The organism is Photorhabdus sp. HUG-39, assembly GCF_963878365.1.
Lineage (GTDB): Bacteria > Pseudomonadota > Gammaproteobacteria > Enterobacterales > Enterobacteriaceae > Photorhabdus > Photorhabdus kayaii.
This window is the reverse complement of sequence record NZ_CAWNWY010000003.1, coordinates 17,911-40,397: the sequence shown is the minus strand read 5'-3', so window position 1 is coordinate 40,397 and position 22,487 is coordinate 17,911. Positions and strand designations below refer to the sequence as shown.

Annotated in this window: 18 protein-coding genes; 5 read left to right on the top strand and 13 right to left on the bottom strand. The window is 41.4% G+C overall.

The window, feature by feature from the left end; all coding sequences use genetic code 11:
• Positions 1-77: 77 nt before the first annotated feature.
• From AAC155_RS03025 to AAC155_RS03015, 3 genes are all read right to left on the bottom strand, one after another.
• Positions 78-1,877: a formyltransferase family protein gene (locus AAC155_RS03025; RefSeq protein ID WP_113040989.1), complete on the bottom strand. Its 1,800-nt coding sequence runs from the start codon at positions 1,875-1,877 to the stop codon at positions 78-80.
• A gap of 109 nt (positions 1,878-1,986) precedes the next feature.
• Positions 1,987-3,186: an MFS transporter gene (locus AAC155_RS03020; RefSeq protein WP_011146865.1), complete on the bottom strand. Its 1,200-nt coding sequence runs from the start codon at positions 3,184-3,186 to the stop codon at positions 1,987-1,989.
• Positions 3,187-3,231: 45 nt separating this feature from the next.
• Complete coding sequence (locus AAC155_RS03015) at positions 3,232-5,982, bottom strand: amino acid adenylation domain-containing protein (RefSeq protein ID WP_113040988.1); 2,751 nt, start codon at positions 5,980-5,982, stop codon at positions 3,232-3,234.
• Between the two features lie 408 nt (positions 5,983-6,390).
• On the opposite strand from AAC155_RS03015, the gene AAC155_RS03010 reads away from it, so the two are divergent.
• The 3 genes from AAC155_RS03010 to AAC155_RS03000 all read left to right on the top strand — a co-directional run bounded on the left by AAC155_RS03010 (position 6,391) and on the right by AAC155_RS03000 (position 9,079).
• Positions 6,391-7,278, top strand: coding sequence for a LysR family transcriptional regulator (locus AAC155_RS03010; protein ID WP_113040987.1), 888 nt, complete (start codon positions 6,391-6,393; stop codon positions 7,276-7,278).
• Between the two features lie 170 nt (positions 7,279-7,448).
• Complete coding sequence (locus AAC155_RS03005) at positions 7,449-7,904, top strand: hypothetical protein (RefSeq protein WP_113025418.1); 456 nt, start codon at positions 7,449-7,451, stop codon at positions 7,902-7,904.
• A 758-nt stretch (positions 7,905-8,662) separates the two neighbouring features.
• Positions 8,663-9,079: a hypothetical protein gene (locus AAC155_RS03000; protein WP_191214720.1), complete on the top strand. Its 417-nt coding sequence runs from the start codon at positions 8,663-8,665 to the stop codon at positions 9,077-9,079.
• 285 nt (positions 9,080-9,364) lie between these two features.
• Here AAC155_RS03000 and AAC155_RS02995 read toward each other — a convergent pair whose 3' ends face one another.
• Positions 9,365-9,502: a hypothetical protein gene (locus AAC155_RS02995; RefSeq protein ID WP_158536475.1), complete on the bottom strand. Its 138-nt coding sequence runs from the start codon at positions 9,500-9,502 to the stop codon at positions 9,365-9,367.
• A 385-nt stretch (positions 9,503-9,887) separates the two neighbouring features.
• Complete coding sequence (locus AAC155_RS02990; protein ID WP_113040986.1) at positions 9,888-10,253, bottom strand: helix-turn-helix domain-containing protein; 366 nt, start codon at positions 10,251-10,253, stop codon at positions 9,888-9,890.
• 263 nt (positions 10,254-10,516) lie between these two features.
• Between AAC155_RS02990 and AAC155_RS02985 the strand changes: the two genes are divergently transcribed.
• Complete coding sequence (locus AAC155_RS02985; RefSeq protein WP_113040985.1) at positions 10,517-11,131, top strand: hypothetical protein; 615 nt, start codon at positions 10,517-10,519, stop codon at positions 11,129-11,131.
• 49 nt (positions 11,132-11,180) lie between these two features.
• On the opposite strand, the gene AAC155_RS02980 is transcribed toward AAC155_RS02985, so the two are convergent.
• From AAC155_RS02980 to ppsR, 8 genes are all read right to left on the bottom strand, one after another.
• The gene (locus AAC155_RS02980; RefSeq protein WP_113040984.1) at positions 11,181-11,975 is read right to left on the bottom strand and encodes a heme ABC transporter ATP-binding protein; all 795 of its coding nucleotides are present in this window, start codon (positions 11,973-11,975) and stop codon (positions 11,181-11,183) included.
• Entirely contained in the window at positions 11,975-12,982 is a 1,008-nt protein-coding gene (locus AAC155_RS02975; RefSeq protein WP_113040983.1) for a FecCD family ABC transporter permease, read from the bottom strand. Before AAC155_RS02975 ends, AAC155_RS02980 begins: the two co-directional genes overlap by 1 nt.
• The gene (locus AAC155_RS02970; protein ID WP_113040982.1) at positions 12,979-13,797 is read right to left on the bottom strand and encodes a heme/hemin ABC transporter substrate-binding protein; all 819 of its coding nucleotides are present in this window, start codon (positions 13,795-13,797) and stop codon (positions 12,979-12,981) included. The genes AAC155_RS02975 and AAC155_RS02970 overlap by 4 nt, the downstream gene beginning before the upstream one ends.
• Positions 13,794-14,867: a hemin-degrading factor gene (locus AAC155_RS02965; RefSeq protein ID WP_113040981.1), complete on the bottom strand. Its 1,074-nt coding sequence runs from the start codon at positions 14,865-14,867 to the stop codon at positions 13,794-13,796. The genes AAC155_RS02970 and AAC155_RS02965 overlap by 4 nt, the downstream gene beginning before the upstream one ends.
• Positions 14,868-14,897: 30 nt before the next feature.
• The gene (locus tag AAC155_RS02960; protein WP_113040980.1) at positions 14,898-16,919 is read right to left on the bottom strand and encodes a TonB-dependent hemoglobin/transferrin/lactoferrin family receptor; all 2,022 of its coding nucleotides are present in this window, start codon (positions 16,917-16,919) and stop codon (positions 14,898-14,900) included.
• A 263-nt stretch (positions 16,920-17,182) separates the two neighbouring features.
• Positions 17,183-17,368 carry a hemin uptake protein HemP gene (gene hemP, locus AAC155_RS02955; protein WP_113040979.1) on the bottom strand — a complete coding sequence of 62 codons (186 nt, stop codon included), beginning with the start codon at positions 17,366-17,368 and terminating at the stop codon, positions 17,183-17,185.
• 172 nt (positions 17,369-17,540) lie between these two features.
• On the bottom strand, positions 17,541-18,587 hold the full coding sequence (locus AAC155_RS02950; RefSeq protein WP_113040978.1) for a 3-deoxy-7-phosphoheptulonate synthase: 1,047 nt from the start codon (positions 18,585-18,587) through the stop codon (positions 17,541-17,543).
• Positions 18,588-18,728: 141 nt separating this feature from the next.
• Positions 18,729-19,610 carry a posphoenolpyruvate synthetase regulatory kinase/phosphorylase PpsR gene (gene ppsR / locus AAC155_RS02945; RefSeq protein WP_113040977.1) on the bottom strand — a complete coding sequence of 294 codons (882 nt, stop codon included), beginning with the start codon at positions 19,608-19,610 and terminating at the stop codon, positions 18,729-18,731.
• Between the two features lie 213 nt (positions 19,611-19,823).
• On the opposite strand from ppsR, the gene ppsA reads away from it, so the two are divergent.
• Entirely contained in the window at positions 19,824-22,202 is a 2,379-nt protein-coding gene (ppsA, locus tag AAC155_RS02940) for a phosphoenolpyruvate synthase (protein WP_113040976.1), read from the top strand.
• Positions 22,203-22,487 lie beyond the last annotated feature (285 nt).

The window sequence follows — 22,487 nt, the reverse complement described above, 5'->3', positions numbered from 1 at the left end:
AACCTCATTGATTTTTTGCGACACCCTCGCATTGAGCGAGGGTTTACGGCAGTTTTTGCTAATTTTGGTGCAATATCTCACCGTGAAAATGCGTATATTGGAAGTTCATTTGCAGTCATATTTAAATTTTTCGTGTCTGCAATGACATTCGACAATAGCGCCAGATCAGATGCCACATGTTCAATATTATTTACTGCAACTAATTTGCTGTTATATATGAAGCGGAAATTTCCTTTATTTTGATCAATCTGTAATGTCATTATTTCTCCGACAATTGCATGTTCCTGTATGGCATTTTTGTTCGTTAGATCTTCACTGTAACCAGAGATGACAGAAATACCAATCGGCCACGGACGGTTGTTATGTAATAGATTGATTGCGCGTAATACTGGCTGTCTGGAGACCATATCGCGGGGATAAACTCTATGTTGTTCAAGCAATTGCTGTTCAGACGATATTGAATTTAAAATCTCTGTAAGACGTTGTTGTAAATTGATATGGACCTCCATTGGGACGATCATGGCGAAAAAGGAGGACCATTTTGAAGAATGAACAGCATCTCCTGCTTGCGCCCATCCGACTTGAAATTGAGTATCATTTGATGTGTGAGCCAAATAGATAAACCAAGCGCATATAATATGTTGAACGAGCTCAGTTGAAATAAAAGAATTATGATTGAGTACTGTTTTCCATTCAGACACATGCCAATCCGGTATTTTATCTATCGTTGCCCGCAATTTAAAAGGCAGCATTGGTGTTGAAAAACGCTCTAGTCTTTTTTGCCAAAATAGCTCTTGTTCGGTAAGTTGTTCATGTATATCTGTTAACGTCTTAATATCTGATCTTTCAATTGTGGGGAGTTGATCACCAATGTCAAGTTTGCATTGATTGGCTAAGGTGAGTGCATTTATTGGGTTGCCACGGCTATTAACAAACGAAATACGTATATCTTCACTACTTGTAGTCATTAGCCAATGGTCCTCGCTAATACCCAACAATGTACCTGGTTTATGATCGGAACGTGTATACATCACTTGTAGTGTGCTTATCGATACCAGGCGATCTCTCAGCAGAACTTTAGGTAATGTGAGTGGATTAGGATAGTAAACTCCGAAAGTTAAAGATCTGACCAAAGATGACAATTCCTGAGCTTTTTTATTCCACAATAGACAGCCAGCAGCGTCTGGCCGGCGACGTCTTGAGAAAAAATTGCGGTTATCAGGATCTTGTTGTCGGCGGGGTATATCACCGTTCTCTAGGTTGTTTAATAGTTCGGTAAATCCTTCGGCAGCAGCCTGATAACATTTAAGATTCAGTGAAAGTGCGGTGTCGGTATTTTTAAGATCAATATGACGTTGCACAACAATATCGCCACTATCGACCATAGATCCGATTAAATGCCAGGTAATAGCATACTGAGACTCACCGGCAAGGATAGCCCAAGAAGTGGCATGGCTGCCGGCATAGCGTGGTAGAGGGGCGTCGTGGTAGTTGAAAGCACCTTGAGAGAACTGATTGATTAATAGAGTAGGGAGAATAACTGGATTGACTATGGAAAAAAGCCAGCATATTGACTCAGTTTTGGAGAGCGTCAAGAGATCTTCTAGTGCTTCAACACAGTGTATATTTTGAGAAGTTGCCCATTCGAAAAACAGAGATTCCGTGGGAAAAATAGCCACAATTATGTATCCGGCCGCTTGAAGTTGTTGGGTACAACGTATCGCAAGTGTTGTACCACCGATGACGACACAAGATCGAGCTTTTCTAGTGGAGTGGTTTACAATTTTGCACTTTTCAACTTTTAGTGTGTTATCGGTTAGTGTGTTATCAGTGCTATTTTTTTTCTCTTGCGTTGAAGATGTGAATTCGCCGGGCATGCTATCCCCTTTATCGTTATTGAGTGAAGGGATTTGTTTGAGAGTAAGTAAAGTTCATAGGCTTAGTTGCCTTGAACTGCATTTAAACACAGACAAACCCCGATATTGCTCACTTACCTTTGATTCCTTTATGAGGGAAGCCATAGTTGCCTGAATTCCAGACGATCAACAAAGCTAGCACTAACAGAACAAGTAAGGTCCACGGGAACGAGCTGGCACCAAGTGTTTCAAGTAATATCCCGCCAATAATGCCCCCGGCTGCAATGGCTAAATTCCATAAGGTAACAAGAATCGACTGAGCAACGTCTGCACCTTCCCCGGCAGATTCGGCCAATGCAGTTTGAAGTAGGGCAGCGGCACCGCCGAAGGTTAGCCCCCATAAGATCACGGCAAGAAAAACAAAGACAGGAAGAGTACCGATAACACCAAGTATGAGAGAGGCGAATGTAAATAGGGCAAGACTTATCAGTACCAACGAACGTAACATTTTGTCAATTAACAGCCCTGTCATCCATATTCCAAGCAACGACGCCACACCAAAGGCTAACAACACAAGATCAATCCTGGTAGCAAGCCCCGCCTGTGTCACAAAAGGCAATACATAGGTATAAAGAATACTGTGAGCCAGTACCCAACAAACAAGAACGCTTAATACCGGTCGTACTCCTGGGATCATGATAACTTTTTTGATCGGTATACGTTTTTCGGCAGTCCGTCCTGGGTAGTCAGGGACTTTCAACATGACCCATGCGATAACGACCAATGTTAGAATAGACATCAAACCAAAAGTTGTACGCCAGCCAACAATTCCACCAATGAACGTTCCTAATGGCACGCCAAGAGAGAGTGCCAGTGGTGCCCCGACACCGGCTACAGCCAATGCACGTCCTTTTAAATGATCGGGTACCATCCGTCGGGCATAGCCGACCAACATTCCCCAGATTAAGCCGCCTGCCATGCCTGAAAGAAGTCTGGCCGCAAGTGCCACTATATAGTTAGACGTTAACGCGGTGAGCGTATTAAAGACTAACAAACCCGTAAGTGCCATCAAGAGTAATCGGCGACGGCGCCAACCTTGTGTTGCTGTCGTCAGTGGAATCGCAGCGACAAGTGAGCCAATTGCGTAGAGTGTAACGAATTGACCAGCTAATGCTTCAGAAACGGCCAAGCTGTCACTTATTTGGGATAGAATGCCCGCCGGGAATGTCTCTGTGAGAAGTGCAAGGAATCCCGTCATTGCTAACGCGAGTAGAGCAACGAAAGGAAAATTGGTACTGCCCGCATGAGTGGCAGTTTTTTCTTTAATCATGGAACCCCCCTTAAATAATTTTCATTGTGTTGTTTGCAGAAGCAATCAACTCAAGAATCGAGCTAATTCGTTAACACCTGATTCCTTAAGTACCTCGAAATGATCAACGTTAAGATTGATATTTTCTGGGGGATGTTTTAGGTAGGGTGTTGCTTCTTCGATAAAAGAAACGGCATCGTCACGTGCATTAAACACCGTAATTGGCGCCTTGATTATTCGTTCTTGCAGTTCTGTTGCTGAATATTTCTGTCCGTAGGTTTGAATAACTATCCTGGCAATTCGAACAATTAACGTAGGGGCCAGAGTTGGGTAGTGCTTATGAACAAAAGAGACAAAGCTTTGCTCATCGATAACGTTAGCCAGGCATTCATTCAACGCTGAACTGTGAGAAGTGCCCGCAAATACAGAGAATAATAGTGATATCAACTCATTGTTTTGGTAAGTAGACCCGTTTTCTGTTCCCGTGGAATTAACGTGATATTTTATCTTCGAGAGCCCTGGAGCGATTAGAACCACCTTTTCGACATGTTCTCCGGCTCGTTCTAATTGGTAAGCCGCTTCGAAAGCCAATACAGAGCCAAAAGAATATCCCCATAGCGTGTATGGGCCAGTAGGTTGTAATTTTTTGATTTCTGTTATGTCTTGAATCACCATTTCGGCTATGGTGGAGTATGGAACCTCTCCTTCATTAATTCCGTAAGCTTGGATGCCATAAAATGATCGATCAGTGCAGATCTGTGTAGCCAGCAGGTGTAAATTCATTGGGTATCCACCCAATCCTGGCCAGCAAAAGACAGGTAATCCAGCATCTTTTTCCTGTAAACAGGCCAATCGTGAAGATAATCTGGTTACTTCACCTTCAACGATTTTTGCCAATTGTTTAACCGTTGCGGCCTCAAATAGAGTATGGAGAGGTAGCGATAACGCAAATTCTTCATTTAAACGTTGTATCAGATGGACGGCTATCAGAGAATTGCCACCTAAAGCAAAGAAGTCATCTTCGGTAGATATGCTTTCTCGCGTTAGCACTTCTTCCCATATCTTTACGATCTGTGTTTCTGTCGAGGTGCTTGGGAGTACCTGTGGACTGTGTGATACTGTGCTGACCAGTACTTGTAATGTGTCGAAATCGATTTTTCCACTGGAAGTTAGCGGCATGGTATCCAGGAACAAAAATCTGTCAGGTAACATATAGTCCGGTAATGTTTTGCTAAGTTCACTCCGCAGAATTGAAGTAATGTCATACTTTGCTTGCTGGCGTATTGTTTCATCGGCTAATTCAATACAGGCGGTTAATCGTGTCGAACGGTGTTGAGGGTCTTTTTCTGCCAAAATTGCAGCGTGTTTCACTTGATCGATAACCTCTATTGCATTTTTTATTTCTTCTAATTCGACCCGCATCCCTCTCACTTTAATTTGATTATCTTTCCGACCAGCAAAGTGGGCATTACCCTCTTTATCCCAATAAGCCAGGTCTCCGGTTCTATAAAGCCGGATTTTTTGCGTATTTGGTGGTATTGCAATTTCAAGAAAGTGCTTTTCTGTGAGATCCTGACGATTCAGATATCCTCTTGCGACTTGAGTGCCCGCAATATAAATCTCTCCAATTTCATATTCTGAGGCGAGCTGATAGTGGTGATCGAGAATAAAAAATTCCGTATTGGATACCGGCTTACCAATAGGGACTGAATTAACTTCGTCAGATATTGGGTAGTGATTAACAAGGAAAACTGAAGCATTAATTGTACATTCCGCCGGGCCATACATATTAATCAGTAGACAGTTTGGTAGTGTATGGATACATTGAGTGGCGAGTTTTCTTGATAGGCTCTCTGCTCCGATGAATATTTGCCGAAGGGTGTGGCATTCCCGGAATTGATGATTATCGATCAGTGCTTGTAATAGCGTGGGAACACACTGTAACGTGGTCACATTGTGGCGAATAATCAGGTCAATGAGTTGGGGAATATTCCTGTGTGTTCCAGATGAGCTAATAACAACCCGACTACCACAACTGACTGATAATATTTCCCATTGAGCAGCATCAAAGCTGATGGGCGTTTTCTGAATAATTGTTTTTTCAATATTTAAATCGCATTTTTCATTTAACCAACACATTTGGTTAACGATACTGCGGTGCTCAATCATTACACCTTTCGGTTTCCCTGTACTTCCAGAGGTATAAATGACATAAGCCAAGTTATCCGGGCTAAGGTAGTCATGGAGGGTGTTGTTGGTAATGGCACTGGATTCAAATGATTTCTCTACGTCTTCAAGAGTCACGATATGGATATTTTCTGCAACCAACCTGACCAATTTTTCCTTTAATTTTTCTTGGGTAAATATCATTTTCAGATTGCTATCGTGGATCATGTAACGAAGTCGTTCCTCTGGATAATCATGAGACAATGGCAGATATGCACCACCGGCAAAAAGAGTTCCCCAAACTCCGATCATCTGCTCAATCGACGGTTCAACAAATATACCGACGCAATCACCCGCTAAACATCCCAGGTTTTGCAGATAGCAGGCCAGATGTACACTGCCAATTGCCATTTCCAAATAACTGAGTCGCTCTTCACCGTGAATGACTGCTGTAGCCCAGGGAGTTGATCTGACGTGTGAAAAGAGTAATCCCGGTAGGCACTCTTTTCGTTGAAAACTCGCTGGTAACTTAATGTTGTTTAACGTTATCCAATTTTCATTTGCCGGTTGAGCGCTGGAGATATCGTATTTTCGATACTGTCCTGTTTTTAATATATTGCGCCATTTTATTATTGGGAGAGTTGATTGCATCTTATTTTATACCTTTATTTAAGGAGAGAAGCCAAAAGGAGAGCGTATCGGCTTCTTCTTTAACTAGCTGATATTCCTGTGGAATAAAATTAAAATATTCCAACTTAGGAAAATCATTTCCTGGTCTTATAAATCCTTCCTTTAAGAAGGGGCTATTCAATATTATTAACTATCATGTTTGTTCTTTTTCCACTCTGACGTTTATTTATTAAATACTTGGGATAAATTATCTTTATCGACTTGATGATTCTTGTATTTAGCAAACCTGAGTTATCTGTTTTTTTATTAATAAATATGTAGATATAAGATAATTTCTCCTAACGCCTATACTACTTGCTACCATAGACCAGTGAACAGTAGGATGATGTTCAAAACACTTATGACCAATCTGTCAGCAATGGGGGAAATATGGATAGTTTGGGGTCATTGAACGTGTTCGTTCGGGCTGCTGATGCCCGTAGCTTCACAGTTGCAGGTCAACAACTTGGCATCTCTTCGTCGGCGGTTAGTAAGGCTATTGTTCGGTTAGAAGAGCGTCTGGGAATACGCCTTTTCCATCGATCTACGCGAACCGTCACATTAACGCCTGAAGGGACATTATTCTTTGAACGGTGCAAGCGAATCCTTGATGAGGTTGAGGCTGCTGAAACTGAACTATCCCAGATGCAGAAAATGCCAAGTGGAAAGTTAAAGATTAGCCTACCGTCAGTTGGTATGCTGTTTATGCCGAAATTTGCTGCTTTTAATCGCCTTTATCCAGAGATTAAACTTGATATAAGTTGCTCAGATCGAATAGTGGATGTTATTGAAGAGGGATTTGATGCTGTACTCCGAACCGGTGATCCACGTGATTCCAGATTAATGTCTAGGATGCTAGGTTCTTACCGTCAGGTTATTGTCGGCTCTCCTGCCTATTTTGCGGCCGCAGGTTTTCCAGAAGAACCCGAAGATCTTGTTAGCCATCCGTGCTTATTATATCGCTTTCCAACAAATGGGAAATTAAACGCATGGCCTTTGAATCGTGATGGTAAGAAAATTGAGCTTAACTTACCGTGCAATATGGTGACGGATAGTTTAGAACCGCAAGTCTGTTTTGCCGAGCATGGTCTTGGGATAGCTTGTGTACCGAATATTGCTGTTTACCGACAGTTGAAAGAAGGTTCTTTGGTCACTGTTTTGGATAAATATAACGAAAGTTCCACAATTTTTCGTATACTTTGGCCATCAAGTCGTCATTTATCCCCTAAGGTCAGAGTATTTGTAGATTTTATGGCGGAGAACCTCTTACCTTTTTAAATAAGTTCTGCAAAGTGGTCTAGTATTATAGATACGTAAAGTGAAAATTTACTTTTGGGATTGGCGCATATATCGTGCGCTCCAATAACGTTATAGAAGAAAAAGATAGAAGAGAAAGTTGTATTAAAACGCAGTAAGCCATCTTAAACAACATAAGGAGAGTATCTAACATGTTAGTGCGTAAATCGTTGTTGGCCCTGTTTGCAACTACTTCCCTAACTGCCGCAGGTATTGCTTATGCAGGCCCGCCTGTAACAGTTACATTTAAGCATCTTGGTGCGTCTGGCAGCGCGGATGCTGTTTATACCATGATTACTAACAATGAATCCGGTACATACGTAAATGCAACACCTAAACCTAGTTCAAGCGTAGGGCCAGGGGGCGTCGATAATTATCAGGTTCAAAGCCCGCTTTCACCTGACGTAAACTATGCGATGGTGCGATATAAGATAGGGTTTAAAACCTGCGAATTTATGACCACTTTTGTGAACGCATATTCTAATGGCATTAAAATTCCGAAGTGGAATAAGGGAGCAACGCCGAGTGGTGGTGCTGTTTGTAATGCAACCATCACCTATACTAATTATGTGACCTACGCATGGTCAGTTGAATTTACTATGAAGTAGTGAACAGTGAGTCAGATTATTCTATACCCGTCATCTTTCAAGTTGCCTCTTTGTTGGCGGCACTCGCTCACCCCGGTCACATAGTTACCTATGCTCCCGGGGATTCACTCCCTTGCCGTCGCGATCCATCTTGAAATCCATAGGGTATATATCATTTTTTTCTGATTTAGTGATTGCTATTCAACTGGCTATTGTGATTTTTAATGGCCGATCGGATTTTAATACGAAACAGCGTTCCCTCGTTATCTATTATATCGGCTATATAATCGCAGATATTAATTTTCTTTGAAGTGAACATATATGCATAGTAGGATCTCGCTCTATTGCTATGACTTATGTGAATTTTAGATTATCTGTCCGTTATATTTTTTATCTTGAATTTTATGTTGATTATATAATTGCTAACCACTACTATTAGGAGGGTTTTTTCTTTACTGTATGCTTAGTGTAAATAACACAATATATGCGCTATGTTAGCACTAGGTTAAAAATAAAAAAACATACAGCAATTTAATTTGTTATTATAAATTAATGGTGAATGTTTATTTTTTTTAGTTTTTATTTTCTTTGTTCTTTTATTGACGCACTATTGGTTCTACACTATTTTTAAAGTTAGAAAGTGTTTTAATTTTTTATAAGTTTATGGATTATGATAGTTGAATATGGATGTTCAGTAAATTAGTTGAGTTTTTAGGTGTAATATGAACTTCTATATTTATAACTTGGTATGAATTTAATTTTATAAGGAATAATATATTATGATTGATCAAAACAATTCTAATAATATAGTTACCCCTAATGTGACGATTTCTGATGTAACTGTATCCTCCATTCAAATTGCTCCGGAAATAGCCAGAAACAATGTTCATGTAATCATTGTTGATGATAAAGGGACTTCACAGGATTTTCTTCTAGATAACTCTGATGGTGGTTATCAAGGGAGTGGTAGTTTAATAGCTTTGATTCTTGCACACCTTAATTCGAAAAAAGTGACTATTAGAACTACCGGGTATGAATATAAGAAACATGGATATATCAACGGAGTATTAATTAAGGAGGATAAGGGAACAGGCGGTGGTACAGGAGGCGGTACAGGAGGTAGTACAGGCGGTGGAACAGGAGGTAGTACAGGCGGCGGAACAGGAGGTAATACAGGCGGCGGAACCGGGGGATGATAAGGACGGTAGACATTAGGAATGATAGGAGTGAGAATTCTTATAGAAAATATTATTCGCTATTATTTACGTTAAAGGTATTAAAAGCCTATTCCATTATGTTATTTTATTTGCCATTTTAGATTTGGATAGTGTTCAAGCTTTTTGCAAAATAACGTCTATTAGGGTAAATAGTGAATTGGAATTAATTATAAATAAAAACCCTGATGTTCAGTCTTCAGGGTTTTTACTTTTTAATAACTAAAGATACACTAAGTTTTAGGCACAGTGTTTTAATATTTCTGATCAGATTTTTCTAGTGTTTTTTATCTGCTTGTTGACAGTAAAAATGATCCTATTAATTGAATAAAGAATACTATATATTATATACCCGTCATCTTTCAAGTTGCTTCTTTGTTGGCTGCACTCGCTCACCCCAGTCACATAGTTACCTATGCTCCCGGGGATTCACTCCCTTGCCGTCGCGATCCATCTTGAAATCCATAGGGTATAGTTATGATTTGTATGGAAATATTTTTGTTTTTTAATTATATTAATTAGTTTATTTATCGTGAATTAATAAATTTGAATAGATTTTATTGTCATTTAATAAAGTTATTATCCGAAATCACTTATGTTGATATATGTGGAAATTTTTTCTTCATGTCTAGTGAATAAAACTAGGTTAGCCAATAGTTATCTGGAAAATCCTTATTTTGTTTTTTGATCTATTAGGGTGTTAGCGAATTAAAATAGTATAAGAGTTAAATGGTCAATAAAATATTGACCATTAGGGAATGCTATCAATAAGGTTATTAGAGGCTCTCGGTTATTGCCTATGATCTAAGAAGTACTTTAATTCAGGTAGATTACCATTTTCTCTAAATCTAGCAGGCGTGGTATTAAAGTGCTTTTTGAAGATCCGGGTAAATGTTGCCTGAGAACTGAAACCATATTGTAAAGCGATATCAAGGATTGGTAGGTTTTCTTCACGCAGAGATCTTGCTGCTTCGTGTAAACGCCGCTTACGAACATATTCACCCAAGGTATAGCCTTTCACTTCTTTAAACACTCTTTGTAGATGCCACTTTGAATAACCGCTTCTGTCAGCAATGGTCGCTATTTTTATACCTTCGTTACGTTGGAGCTGAGTTTCGAGCCATCCGACAATATCATTTACTACACTTTCTGACATTTTCACCTCCCACTGATGGTGGGCTAGTTGCTAAAATATTAGATTTCGTTAGTTATTTTCATAATGATAATAACTATAGTTATTAATGAGTGTATTTTAAAATAAATCCGGGATATCTATAGGCAAAAAATGCTATTTATAATTGATAATTATTATCATTTATGCAAATTTCCTTTGTTTTAATAATAAGTAGCATCAAATGATCTTCACTAATTTATTCAAAACAGTATCATCGTTCGTCATTTAATTTAATGGAGGTTGTAATGCAATCGGACTTGGCTTTTTTAACTAAAAAGTTGGCATTTTTTGTTCTTTATGCTCTGATTTTAGCCATGGTCATAGGCTTACTCTTTATTGATGTTATCTATTTGCAGAATGCAGTGAAGGAGAACTCATTAACTGAAATTGCTCAGGAAAGTATACTGTTTGTTATTTCTGCTATATTTCTGTTGGAAGCAAAAAAGAATAGTCAATTACGTCCTGCATTAGTCTTGATATCAGGTTTTTTTGCTTGTTTATTGATAAGAGAGCTGGATGCTATATTTGATGAGATATTTCATGGTGCCTGGGCGTGGATTGCTATTCCGTTAGCGCTAATTTGTATTTTTTACTCAGCTTATAAAGGCAGGGATACGTTGGCTGGGCTTGTTCATTTTACGCGCCATCAAAGTTACAGCATGATGGTTGCAGGTATTTTGTGTGTACTCGTTTTTTCCCGTTTGTTTGGTATGGGAGAATTATGGAAAGGTTTGATGCTCGAACATTTTGATCGAACAGCAAAAAATATGGTTGAGGAAGGGTGTGAACTTCTGGGTTATTGCTTGTGCTTGATTTCAACTTTTTGGTATTTGCCTGATGCAATAAAATTTCGGAAATAAAGAGTAAGACAGGCAAGCGATTGAAATAATTTGCCTGTCGAATTTACTGTTACTGCCTCAAATAAATCTGAGGTTGTTGAGTCTCAGGATGGCGGGTAATGCCAAGATCTGCTTGATACCATTTTTTCAGAGTATGATCATTCAGCACTTCTTCTGGTGTACCCGCAGCGACTAACTTTCCTTTATGTAATAGAAAGATTTTGTCTGCATAGAGAGCGGCAAGATTTAAATCATGTAGAACACAGCACATAGCCATGGGTTGTTCCCGTGTCAGTCGGTAAAGCAGACGCAAAGTGTGTTGCTGATGGTAGAGATCCAAGGCTGATGTTGGTTCGTCAAGAAACAAGCAGCATTCTATTGGTGTTGGATGCCAAAGTTGAGCAAGGACACGAGCGAGTTGTACTCTTTGCTGCTCACCACCGGAGAGTTGCCGGTAGTCGCGGTGACGTAACTCATGGCAATCCGTTTGTTCAATAACGGTATCAATTGCTGTCTGTTTATGATGCATACCATGAGGAGAGCGCCCCATAGCGATCACTTCTTCTACACTGAAAGGGAAAGAGAGTGAGCTATGTTGACGCATGACGGCACGAGTGCGGGCTAATTGTTCAGCTGGCCATTGCTCAATAGGTATTCCGTGTAAATAACATTGCCCATGCTCAGGTTTTATATATCCCGTTAATAGCCGCAATAATGTGGATTTCCCCGCGCCATTTGGCCCAATGATGGCGACAATCTCGCCTTTATTTACCGAGAGCGAAACATTATCAATAATTTTTTGGTTGCCAATTGAATAGCTTAAATTCTGTGCTTGCAGAGAAATATTATTTTTTATGGCATCCATTAGGTGCGGCTCCCTGGCCCTGGTTGTTTGAGTATCAACCATAGAAAATATGGACCGCCGATTAAACCAGTAATTAGGCCAACGGGTATTTCTGCTGGTGAGACTAATGTTCTTGCCAGTGTATCTGCGGTAAGCAGAAGAGAAGCTCCGCCTAAAGCAGCACCGGGAAGTAGCCAATTATGATCACCACCAAATCGCATTCTGATCAAATGTGGGATAACTAGCCCAACAAATCCAATAACACCACTTAATGCAACAGCGCTGCCAATAAGTAGGGCGCTGAGTAGTAATAACTGGAATTTAGTGCGTTGGACATTTATACCAAGATAGTGGGCCTCTTCATCTCCTAATTGCAGCAGATTCAGTTTACGGGCCTGGCTGAATGTTAGGATAATAGCGGGAATAATTAAAGAAGCTGTAATTGCCAACGTCGGCCACTCTATCTGGCTGAGTGAACCCATCATCCATAAAGAGAATTGTCGTAGCTGTTGATCGTCACTGATATAGCTCAGGACACCAATAGCAGACATACAAAGGGCATTGATAGCAATCCCGGCGAGTAATAAGCGGGCCAGATTTCCGTAGTTATATTTATTGAGTGAAAAAATCAGTAATGAAATTAACAGGCTGCCAATAAAAGCGGCGATAATATGTCCGTACACAGCGATGACAGATGGCAGGCTAACTGGCAGAACAATTGCCATTGCAACCATCAATGCGGCTCCACTGCTAATACCTAGTAGGCCAGGATCAGCGAGTGGATTGCGAAATAACCCTTGCATTACAGCCCCGGAAGTCGCTAAAGCACAGCCAACCAGTATGGCTAATAGCACTCTTGGTAATCTGATATTCAGCCAGATTTGCCACTGGGGTTCACTAATGGAAGATTCCCATAATGTCTTGAAAGATAATGATAATGCGCCAATGTTAGCAGAACCAATAGCCAACCCGGACAGTAACAAACAAAGAAACGCCAAGCCCAAACCCGGAGACTTCATACGGCTCATTGAGTCTTCTCCGCCGCCTGTCTGAGTTGTTTCATCACTGAGGGGGTTTCGAGGCCAAAACCGAGTAGCCCCATATCATCTACAATTAAAACCCGTTTTTTTTGACCGGCAGGGGTGTGTTTCAATCCGGGTAATTGCCAGATTTTATCCAAACCGCCCATTGATTTAATACCATCCTCCGTCACTAATAACAGATCTGGTGCGCTGGCAATAACACCTTCCTGGGAAAGTGGGCGGTAATTGTTGAAACCTTGCATGGCATTAGTGGCACCAACAGCGCGAATCATTTTGTCCGCTGCGGTTTTTTGGCCGGCAGCCATTGGCATGATACCTCCGTGACTCATCACAAACAGAATACGGGTCGGCAAGGTAGTTGTTGGTATTTCTGTCAGTGCTTTTTGATATTGTTGAATCAATTGTGCACCACGTTCAGTTTGATTGACCGCCTTAGCGACGGCCTTAATTTTTTCAGGAACGGCTTCTAACGCTGCTTTTCCGGTTATCTGAATTACTTCTACACCAGAATCTTGGAGCTGCTTAAGTGCCAGTGAAGGTTTTGCCAACTCACTGGTTAGCACCAGTGTTGGATTCATAGAGAGAATACCTTCAGGGTTAAGCATTCTCATATAGCCGACATCGGGTAAGGCAAGCAATTCGGTTGGTTTCTGGCTGGTGCTGTCTCTGGCGACAACTTTTTCACCTGCACCAAGTGCAAAAACAATTTCAGATACATCGCCACCGATAGTGACGATCCGTTCAGTGGAAAAAGCACTGAACGATACCGCAAGGACAAATGTCAGAAGCCATTGTTTCATGCTACACGCTCTTCCTGTATTGATTGCAGTTTTGGCAGAGCAGCCACTTGCTCATACCACTGAGTTTGTTCAGGAGTGCCTTCTGTACGCTGACCAAACAGTTGAGCAATCTGATTGCCATTAGCATCAAATAGCTCAAGGCTGGTGACAAAACCCTCCTCTGTTGGTTTACGGGTTACCCAGCTTTCAGCAATAGCACTCTCTATTAAATGTAGTGTGAAATTGCGGTTAAAGATATTAATCCATTTCTGATCTGAGTTTTCTTCCTGATGTGGCATCAGACGTTCCAGCTTTCCGGTGAAAATTTGTACGCAACCATGATTACTGACGAAGATCATGATTTCATTCTGATCGTTATAAGCGGTGTTGATAAGTTTATTCAGTGCAGAATTTTCTACCTTGTAAGCCAGATCATCATGTACTGCGTTGAAAACCTGTTGACGGCTCAGATTATGGTTTTTAAGTAACGTGAAGAATTGATGAACGTTAGTCATTGCTCGCCATTCTTCATCAAGCTGTGCTTTCAGTTCATTTGTTAGAGTTGAATAGGTGATTTCTTCTATAGGTTTGATGATCAGTGGGGGGTTGTCTTCTGCCTGATATTTTTCGATCAGCGCTTCCCAAGCTGTCATATTAGTATTACCTGTTGCATAAACTTTATGCAATGCGTCACCCTGATGATCAAAAAATTGAATGCTGTGGCGCACACCATTTTTTGCGGGTTCAACCAGATAAAATATACTACTCCAGTGTCCAAAGAATATCCGCAAGTCGAGTTCACGAGGGTTCAAGACCAGCCCTGCGTGGCTGCTGAAATGGGTATTTTCATACCGGCCAATGTGTTCATGAACAGCAAAATCATTGCGGGTGATCGCCTTAATTTCACCAACAACAGCTAACTCTTCCAGTAAAGTTGGGGCGTCAACATTAAGGCGTTTGGCATCGATACCAACGCGGCTATGTAATAACTCACCTTCACTGACATTCAGATAGGCTGCCAGATCACGGGCATATTTGGCTTTGTTATCAGATTTGGCTTGTAGATAACGTTCATAAAGTGAAGAATTCACAATTTAACTCCTTGAAATACATTTATTTAATTACCACTGGTAACTGACGAACAGTTTGGCGTTGCGACCATCCTGCGGTGTTCCCTGTGGTGAGTAGTATTCTTTATCAAAAGCATTGCCTAAAACTGCTGTAGTAGTCACACCTTTGAGCATTCCTTCACCTTGATAGCTGACATAGAAATCATTAACGCCATAGCCTGCTTGTTGTTTAGGATCTCTACCTCTAGCATCTTTACCTTTGAAGTCAGTATGCTTGGTGAATTGACCTACCCAGCCGACAGAGAAACCGGTTTGTGCAATAGGGATTTCCAGTATGCTGGTGATAGTATCTGGGCTGAGGTTATCAAGAGATCCACCGCTTTTTTCATCTTTACCTTCTGTGCGGTTGTAAGCCAGTTCCCAAGAGAACAGATTGGATTCATAGTTTATGGAAGCATCCCATCCCCAAATCTTGGCGCTAGATATATTAACAGATGTTGTGTTCCTTCCTTGGTTGACTATATCTGACTTAATATAATCTTTGGCTTGAGTATCAAAGTAACTCGCTTTAAATTTCAGCTCGTCGTTATCTGCTAGTAGATCATTGAAACGTAATCCAAAACCAGACTCCCACGTTTCGTTGCTTTCTGGACGAAGATTTGGATTAGGGGTCCAGAAGTTTCCAGGATAGTGCATAGAATCGTTATACATTTCTCCCATTGTCGGTGCACGGAAAGCTTGAGCGTAAGAGGTAAACAGCATCGACCAGTCAGTTGGTGTGATACTGATAGCACCTTTGGAAGACCATTTATCGGCGCTGACAGCCTCATCTTTAGAATTGTTTCCTTTATAGTTGTCATAGCGCGTACCCGCGACAATAGAGACTGGCAGGTCGCGCAGCGTTATCTCATCTTGTAACCAGCCGGAATAAAAGCGGATATCCGCGTCAGGAAAGCTATCTGTATTACCGTCTGGAGTCTGTTTCTGTTTGTAAGTTTCACCACCGTAGGTAAATTGATGTGCCAGCGGGCTGTCTGTCCACAGGCGGGAGCGGTTTTCCAATTTTACGCCATAGGTTTTCTGTTTACGGCCTTCGAAACCTTTCTCCTTAGTACGAGCATTAATAGTGATATCGGAATAATAGAGATCAGTTTTGGCATTTAACCAATCATATTCTGCTGGATTTAATTGGTAGCTGAGTTGGGCATCACGTTGAGTTGTTGTGCGATCAGTCCAAGTGCTAGGATTTTTATTTTTTCCGGTGAGTGTTTGTGGATTTTTAGGTTGATTAGCCTCATTACGGTAATAGCGTAATTGACTGCTCAGGGACTGGTTGTCATCAATTTTCCAACTGCCTTTTGCCATTAGATTACTGATAAATTCATCATTATCGCCAACCACACCACCACCGTGACGGATGTTACCTGAATCACGGGTACTGAAGGCAAATAGACCATCCAGGGATTCCGATTTTGCGAACGTTGCACCACCAAAGCCCATACTATGGTCACCCGTTGCACCGCGGGCAAAAACGCGGAATCCGTGATCTTGACCCGCTTGCAGAAGATCGGCGGCATCGACAGTTTGATAAGCGATCACACCGCCTAAGGCACCACTGCCGTAGAGTAGGGCGGAAGGGCCGCGTACAACTTCGACTTGTTTAATGAGTGCTGGGTCCAGGAACGTGCCATTGATATGACCGGTATCGGTACCTTGGCGAATACCGTCAATCAACGTCAAAACACCTTTTGGACCATAACCACGCAGACTAACATCTTGCCCATTAGCACGGTTTGTACCGGCTATATTAATGCCGGGTATTTTTTTGATGAGATCGTTAGCATTACCGGCTGTCTGACTTTGTGGTGACTGACTATTTATCACAGTGACCATCATGGGAGCTTCAAAACTATCCCTTTCATTACCTGTTGCATAAACAGTTATCACCTCGCGGGATGATTTATCACTGTCGGCATCGGATGATTTTGTTGCTGCATAAACAGCCGGAATACTACTGATAATTGCCAAGCTTAATGCTGATAGTTTGAGTGTTGATCTTGCAGATTGAGACATCAGGCGAATCTCCATAATAATATTTTATGAGTTATGGATATAGCTGGCTGCCCCGATACGCGATCCGGGTGGCTGGCTGAGTTATTATTTTATTTAGTTAGTATCAGCTTACCGGCTTTACTGCCTATCCCAATAGGGCTATTTTATTTGCCCTTCTTTGCCATAAAGAGCGAACCTGGGCAGTGCTCAAAATCCTCACGTACTACGTGTACGCTCCGGTTTTTCCGCGCTGTCCGTGTTCAAACTGCCTGCAACAATTACGCCTATTGAGATAGGCTCTTAGTTTGGCGCAATTGGTAGAATTCTCCTTGGTGACGAATTCTGGTAATTCCTAGCTCACCTAATAGTTGTTTACTGTCAATGTAGCCAATTTCTACAATTTCAGCAGGATAGATGTTGCATTGTTTTTCAAATGTAATACAAGAATGTTGGTGACATATTTTAGTCATAAAACCACTTTGCGAATACTAACTATTATCATAGTGAGAATTATTATCGTTATATAAAGGGGTGACTTCAAGCAATATTTTTGGTGGTCAGGAGCAACACATTAATGAAATTTAATTAATGTGTTGTCAGTTAGCCTCTTATGAATGCAAAAGGCTAACTCGGAATAAGGATTCAGAAACGGTAACTTACTGCTTCGGCAAGAATGTCAATAAGCTGTTCTGTATCTTGCCAGTTTAGACAAGGATCTGTGATCGATTGACCGTAATTTAGCGGTTGTCCCTGAATGACTTGCTGGGTGCCTTCAACCAGAAAACTTTCAACCATCACACCGACAATAGCGGAAGAACCCGCTTGAATCTGGTGGCCCACCTCTTTTGCTATAGTCAGTTGGCGTTTATGGATTTTTTGACAATTACCATGACTGAAATCGATAACTAAATGTTCTGGTAAATTAAATTCACGTAGTTGAGTACAAGCTGTAGCAATATCTTTGGCACTGTAATTAGGCTGTTTGCCTCCACGCATAATAATGTGGCCGTATGGGTTGCCTTCGGTTTGATAGATGGTCATCTGACCGTGCTTATCTGGCGAAAGAAATGTGTGACAGACACTGGCTGCACGGATTGCATCTATGGCGATACGGATGTTGCCATCCGTTCCATTTTTAAAGCCAACTGGACAGGAGAGGGAGGATGCCATTTCTCGGTGAATCTGGCTTTCTGTTGTTCTGGCTCCGATCGCGCCCCAACTGATCAGATCGGCAATATATTGGCCGGTCACCATATCCAGAAATTCGGTTGCCGTAGGTAAACCCAACTCATTGACGTCAACCAATAATTTCCGGGCCAAAGTAATGCCCCGATTTACCTGGCAAGAACCGTCGAGATAGGGATCTGAAATTAAACCTTTCCAGCCCACCACTGTGCGTGGTTTCTCAAAATAGGTGCGCATGATAATTTCCAGTCTGTGCTGGTATTTTTCACGCAATCTGTTCAGTCGCTGAGCATAATCTAAAGCGGCATCAATATCATGAATAGAGCAAGGACCGATGATTACCATAAGCCGTGGATCGTTCCCGCAGAGAATATCGGCAATACGTTTCCGTGACGCTGTCACATTGTTGACGATTTTTTCGGATACAGGAAATTGAATTGCAAGAGTTTGAGGTGTGACCAAACTATCGACACGGTGAGTCCTTAAACCATCTGTTTTGTACATATATTTTCTCAAAGTTCGTTTCACATTAGCAGGCATATCTATAGATAATTGAAATTACAATAAACGAAAACGACTAAGTTAAACAAATGATATAATTAGTCATATGATAAATTTTTTTCCATTATTCCTATTGATATATTTTTAAAACATTCGTCGGTTTAGCTTCATCATGTCGATTATTTTGGTTGAGATTTCTTCAACAGAATAATTGGTGGTGTTAAGATAATTAATCTTATTCTTACGGAATAAAGCTTCAACTTCGGAAATTTCTATTCTACATTGCCTCAATGATGCATAACGGCTATTTTCTCGACGTTCTTCTCTAATAGCGGCCAGCCGTTCAGGGCTTATAGTTAACCCGAATAACTTATGTTGAAATTGTTTTAATGTCGCAGGTAATTGTAAATTGTCCATATCATCCGCAGTAAAAGGATAATTTGCAGCCTGAATACCAAATTGCATGGCTAAATAGAGGCTAGTGGGTGTTTTCCCACAGCGGGATACGCCCAACAGGATAACCTGTGCCTGGTCAAGATTACGTAAAGAGATACCATCATCATGTGCCAGGGCATAATCAATAGCAGCGATACGCGCATCGTACTGGCTGAGATTTTTCTCAGTCAGACCGTGAGTGCGATTAAGTTCGGGTTTGGGTTCCAACCCGGTTTCTTGCTGTAATGGGGCGACCAGTGTTTGTACAATGTCCTGACAAAATCCTTCGCTGCTGGTAATAATATTTTTCACTCCAGAAGAGATAATGGAATAGAAAACTAAAGGTCTTATACGCGTATCTTGATATATCTGATTTATTTGTTGCTTTATTTCTTCTGCGCGGGTTTCACTGGCAACAAAAGGAAGAGTATAAGAAGTTATTTTGATGGGGAATTGTGATAAGACAGCATGGCCTAATACTTCTGCGGTAATTGCTGTGCCATCTGAAATAAAAAAGACAGTGCGTTCAACACCTTCAACACTATTACGACCATTACGTTTCGCTGATGTTTCTAATCTGAGTTTTGCCATGATATTTATAGTGACCTTTTATCTTTCCAATCGTTTAGTTAAATGAAACCGAGTATCGATTTTCTGCAAAGTATACCTAAGAAAAAAATAATGTGTTGGGTTGATCGATTCACCTTTCTATGTGTGCGAAAACATTGTGTTAGTCTATTTATGACTGCGCTATGCAGTGCCAATTTTTCCGATTTGTACCCAAATGCTAAAAGGATTGTTTTAATGCCCAATAATGACCTCACCCTGCGTAATGTGCTTTGGTATAACCAATTAGGTATGCATGATATTGACCGGGTTGGTGGTAAAAACGCCTCCCTGGGAGAAATGATCACTCACCTGTCAGAGTTGGGGGTTTCTGTCCCGAATGGTTTCGCCACGACAGCACAGGCATTTAATGATTTCTTGGAACAAAGTGGTGTCAATCAGCGTATTTATGACTTGCTGGATGAAACGGATGTTGATGATGTCAATCAACTGGCTAAAGCAGGTGCACAAATTCGCCAATGGGTGATTGATACACCATTTACGCCACAACTAGAAAAAGATATTCAGGATGCTTATCAACAGTTGTCTGAAGGAGAGCCTGAAGCCTCTTTTGCTGTACGTTCTTCGGCAACGGCTGAAGATATGCCTGATGCCTCTTTTGCCGGGCAGCAGGAAACCTTTCTAAACGTGCAAGGCATTGATGCTGTGATGGTTGCCATCAAACATGTGTTTGCTTCATTATTTAATGATCGCGCTATTTCCTATCGTGTCCATCAGGGATATGACCATCGGGGGGTTGCATTATCAGCGGGTGTACAACGTATGGTGCGTTCTGATCTCGCCTCTTCCGGTGTGATGTTCACTATTGATACTGAATCAGGGTTTGATCAGGTTGTTTTTATTACCTCTGCTTACGGATTGGGTGAGATGGTTGTTCAGGGCGCTGTGAATCCGGATGAGTTCTATGTTCATAAATCAACCCTGAATAAGGGTAAACCAGCGATTGTGCGCCGCAATCTGGGTTCTAAAAAACTGCATATGATCTATGCTGACAATAAAGAACATGGCAAGCAGGTACGCATCGAAGATGTACCCGCATCACAACGCAATCGTTTCTCTTTAGCTGATGAAGAAGTTGAGGCATTGGCGCGTCAGGCGTTACTAATTGAAAAACATTATGGCCGACCCATGGATATTGAATGGGCTAAAGATGGTCATAACGGCAAGTTATACATTGTTCAGGCGCGTCCTGAGACTGTCCGCTCAAACCAGCAGGTTATGGAGCGTTACCAACTGAATGAACCAGGTCAGGTATTGGTGGAAGGACGTGCCATAGGCCATCGTATTGGTGCAGGTCGAGTAAAAGTCATTCACAACTTGAATGAAATGGATCGCATCCAACCGGGTGATGTTCTGGTTACTGATATGACCGATCCGGATTGGGAACCTATTATGAAAAAAGCTGCTGCGATTGTGACTAACCGCGGTGGCCGGACCTGTCATGCAGCGATTATTGCCCGTGAATTGGGCATTCCCGCGGTTGTTGGATGCGGTGATGCAACGGAACGTTTGAAAGAGAATCAGTCGGTGACAGTTTCCTGTGCGGAAGGTGATACGGGTTTTGTTTATCAGAATCAACTGAATTTTACTGTACAAAGTTCTCAAGTCGATCAGTTACCGGAGCTTGATGTAAAAATTATGCTAAACGTCGGCAATCCAGATCGTGCATTTGATTTTGCCCGTTTGCCGAATGATGGCGTAGGTCTTGCTCGTTTGGAGTTTATTATTAATCGGATGATTGGTGTACATCCCCGTGCATTACTGGAGTTTGATCAGCAAACTCCTGAGTTGCAGCAAGAGATAAAATCGCTGATGGTAGGTTATGACAACCCGGTTGAGTTCTATGTTGGGCGCTTGACGGAGGGGATTGCCACTCTAGCGGCTGCATTCTGGCCGAAACGGGTTATTGTCCGTTTGTCTGATTTTAAATCCAATGAATATGCTAATCTGGTTGGTGGTGACATTTATGAACCTGATGAAGAGAACCCTATGCTAGGTTTCCGTGGTGCAGGGCGTTATGTTTCTGACAGTTTCCGTCGCTGTTTTGCATTGGAGTGCGAAGCCGTTAAACGTGTACGTAATGATATGGAGTTGACCAACGTTGAAATTATGATCCCGTTCGTTCGTACGGTAGCGCAGGCTGAAGCAGTGATTGCTGAACTGGCATCCCAAGGGTTGAAGCGCGGTGAAAACGGATTGAAAGTCATTATGATGTGCGAGATTCCGTCCAACGCAATTCTGGCAGAACAGTTCCTTGAACATTTTGATGGCTTCTCTATTGGTTCTAATGATATGACTCAACTGACTCTTGGTTTGGATCGGGATTCTGGGGTGGTATCTGAACTATTTGATGAACGTAATGATGCGGTCAAGGCTCTGCTCTCATTGGCTATTCAAGCGGCTAAGCGTCAAAACAAGTATGTGGGAATTTGTGGTCAGGGGCCTTCAGACCATCAGGATTTTGCTCATTGGCTGATGGAAGAAGGGATTGATAGCCTGTCATTAAATCCAGATACCGTTGTAAAAACTTGGTTAGGATTAGCGAAAGTGAATTAATTGAGAATAATACTCAATTGAAATTAAGGTCCGTCAAAATAATGGCGGGCTTTTTAACAACTAGAGTCGTTAATTATCGTTCTATGGGAAAGTATAAAAATAGTGAAAAAAAAAGCCTATCATGGGCGTGATAGGCAAGGACTACACACAGCAATATTAGGTGTTTCTAACAAGTAGAACCATCAAAAGGAGAAATAAACGTCTCGTTCATAGCCCACTTATATTAATTTAGTTAAATCGTTTATTCATTAAGAATTGTCCTAATTTACGTATTATTTACGGCTA

Bases quoted from the DNA above. Each gene is read 5' to 3' on its own strand.
- AAC155_RS03000 (WP_191214720.1), top strand. From the start codon at position 8,663: ATGATTGATCAAAACAATTCTAATAATATAGTTACCCCTAATGTGACG.
- AAC155_RS03010 (WP_113040987.1), top strand. From the start codon at position 6,391: ATGGATAGTTTGGGGTCATTGAACGTGTTCGTTCGGGCTGCTGATGCC.
- AAC155_RS03015 (WP_113040988.1), bottom strand. From the start codon at position 5,982: ATGCAATCAACTCTCCCAATAATAAAATGGCGCAATATATTAAAAACA.
- AAC155_RS02990 (WP_113040986.1), bottom strand. From the start codon at position 10,253: ATGTCAGAAAGTGTAGTAAATGATATTGTCGGATGGCTCGAAACTCAG.
- hemP (WP_113040979.1), bottom strand. From the start codon at position 17,368: ATGACTAAAATATGTCACCAACATTCTTGTATTACATTTGAAAAACAA.
- ppsR (WP_113040977.1), bottom strand. From the start codon at position 19,610: ATGGCAAAACTCAGATTAGAAACATCAGCGAAACGTAATGGTCGTAAT.
- AAC155_RS02960 (WP_113040980.1), bottom strand. From the start codon at position 16,919: ATGTCTCAATCTGCAAGATCAACACTCAAACTATCAGCATTAAGCTTG.
- AAC155_RS02980 (WP_113040984.1), bottom strand. From the start codon at position 11,975: ATGGATGCCATAAAAAATAATATTTCTCTGCAAGCACAGAATTTAAGC.
- AAC155_RS03005 (WP_113025418.1), top strand. From the start codon at position 7,449: ATGTTAGTGCGTAAATCGTTGTTGGCCCTGTTTGCAACTACTTCCCTA.
- AAC155_RS03020 (WP_011146865.1), bottom strand. From the start codon at position 3,186: ATGATTAAAGAAAAAACTGCCACTCATGCGGGCAGTACCAATTTTCCT.
- AAC155_RS03025 (WP_113040989.1), bottom strand. From the start codon at position 1,877: ATGCCCGGCGAATTCACATCTTCAACGCAAGAGAAAAAAAATAGCACT.
- AAC155_RS02950 (WP_113040978.1), bottom strand. From the start codon at position 18,587: ATGTACAAAACAGATGGTTTAAGGACTCACCGTGTCGATAGTTTGGTC.
- ppsA (WP_113040976.1), top strand. From the start codon at position 19,824: ATGCCCAATAATGACCTCACCCTGCGTAATGTGCTTTGGTATAACCAA.
- AAC155_RS02985 (WP_113040985.1), top strand. From the start codon at position 10,517: ATGCAATCGGACTTGGCTTTTTTAACTAAAAAGTTGGCATTTTTTGTT.
- AAC155_RS02970 (WP_113040982.1), bottom strand. From the start codon at position 13,797: ATGAAACAATGGCTTCTGACATTTGTCCTTGCGGTATCGTTCAGTGCT.
- AAC155_RS02975 (WP_113040983.1), bottom strand. From the start codon at position 12,982: ATGAGCCGTATGAAGTCTCCGGGTTTGGGCTTGGCGTTTCTTTGTTTG.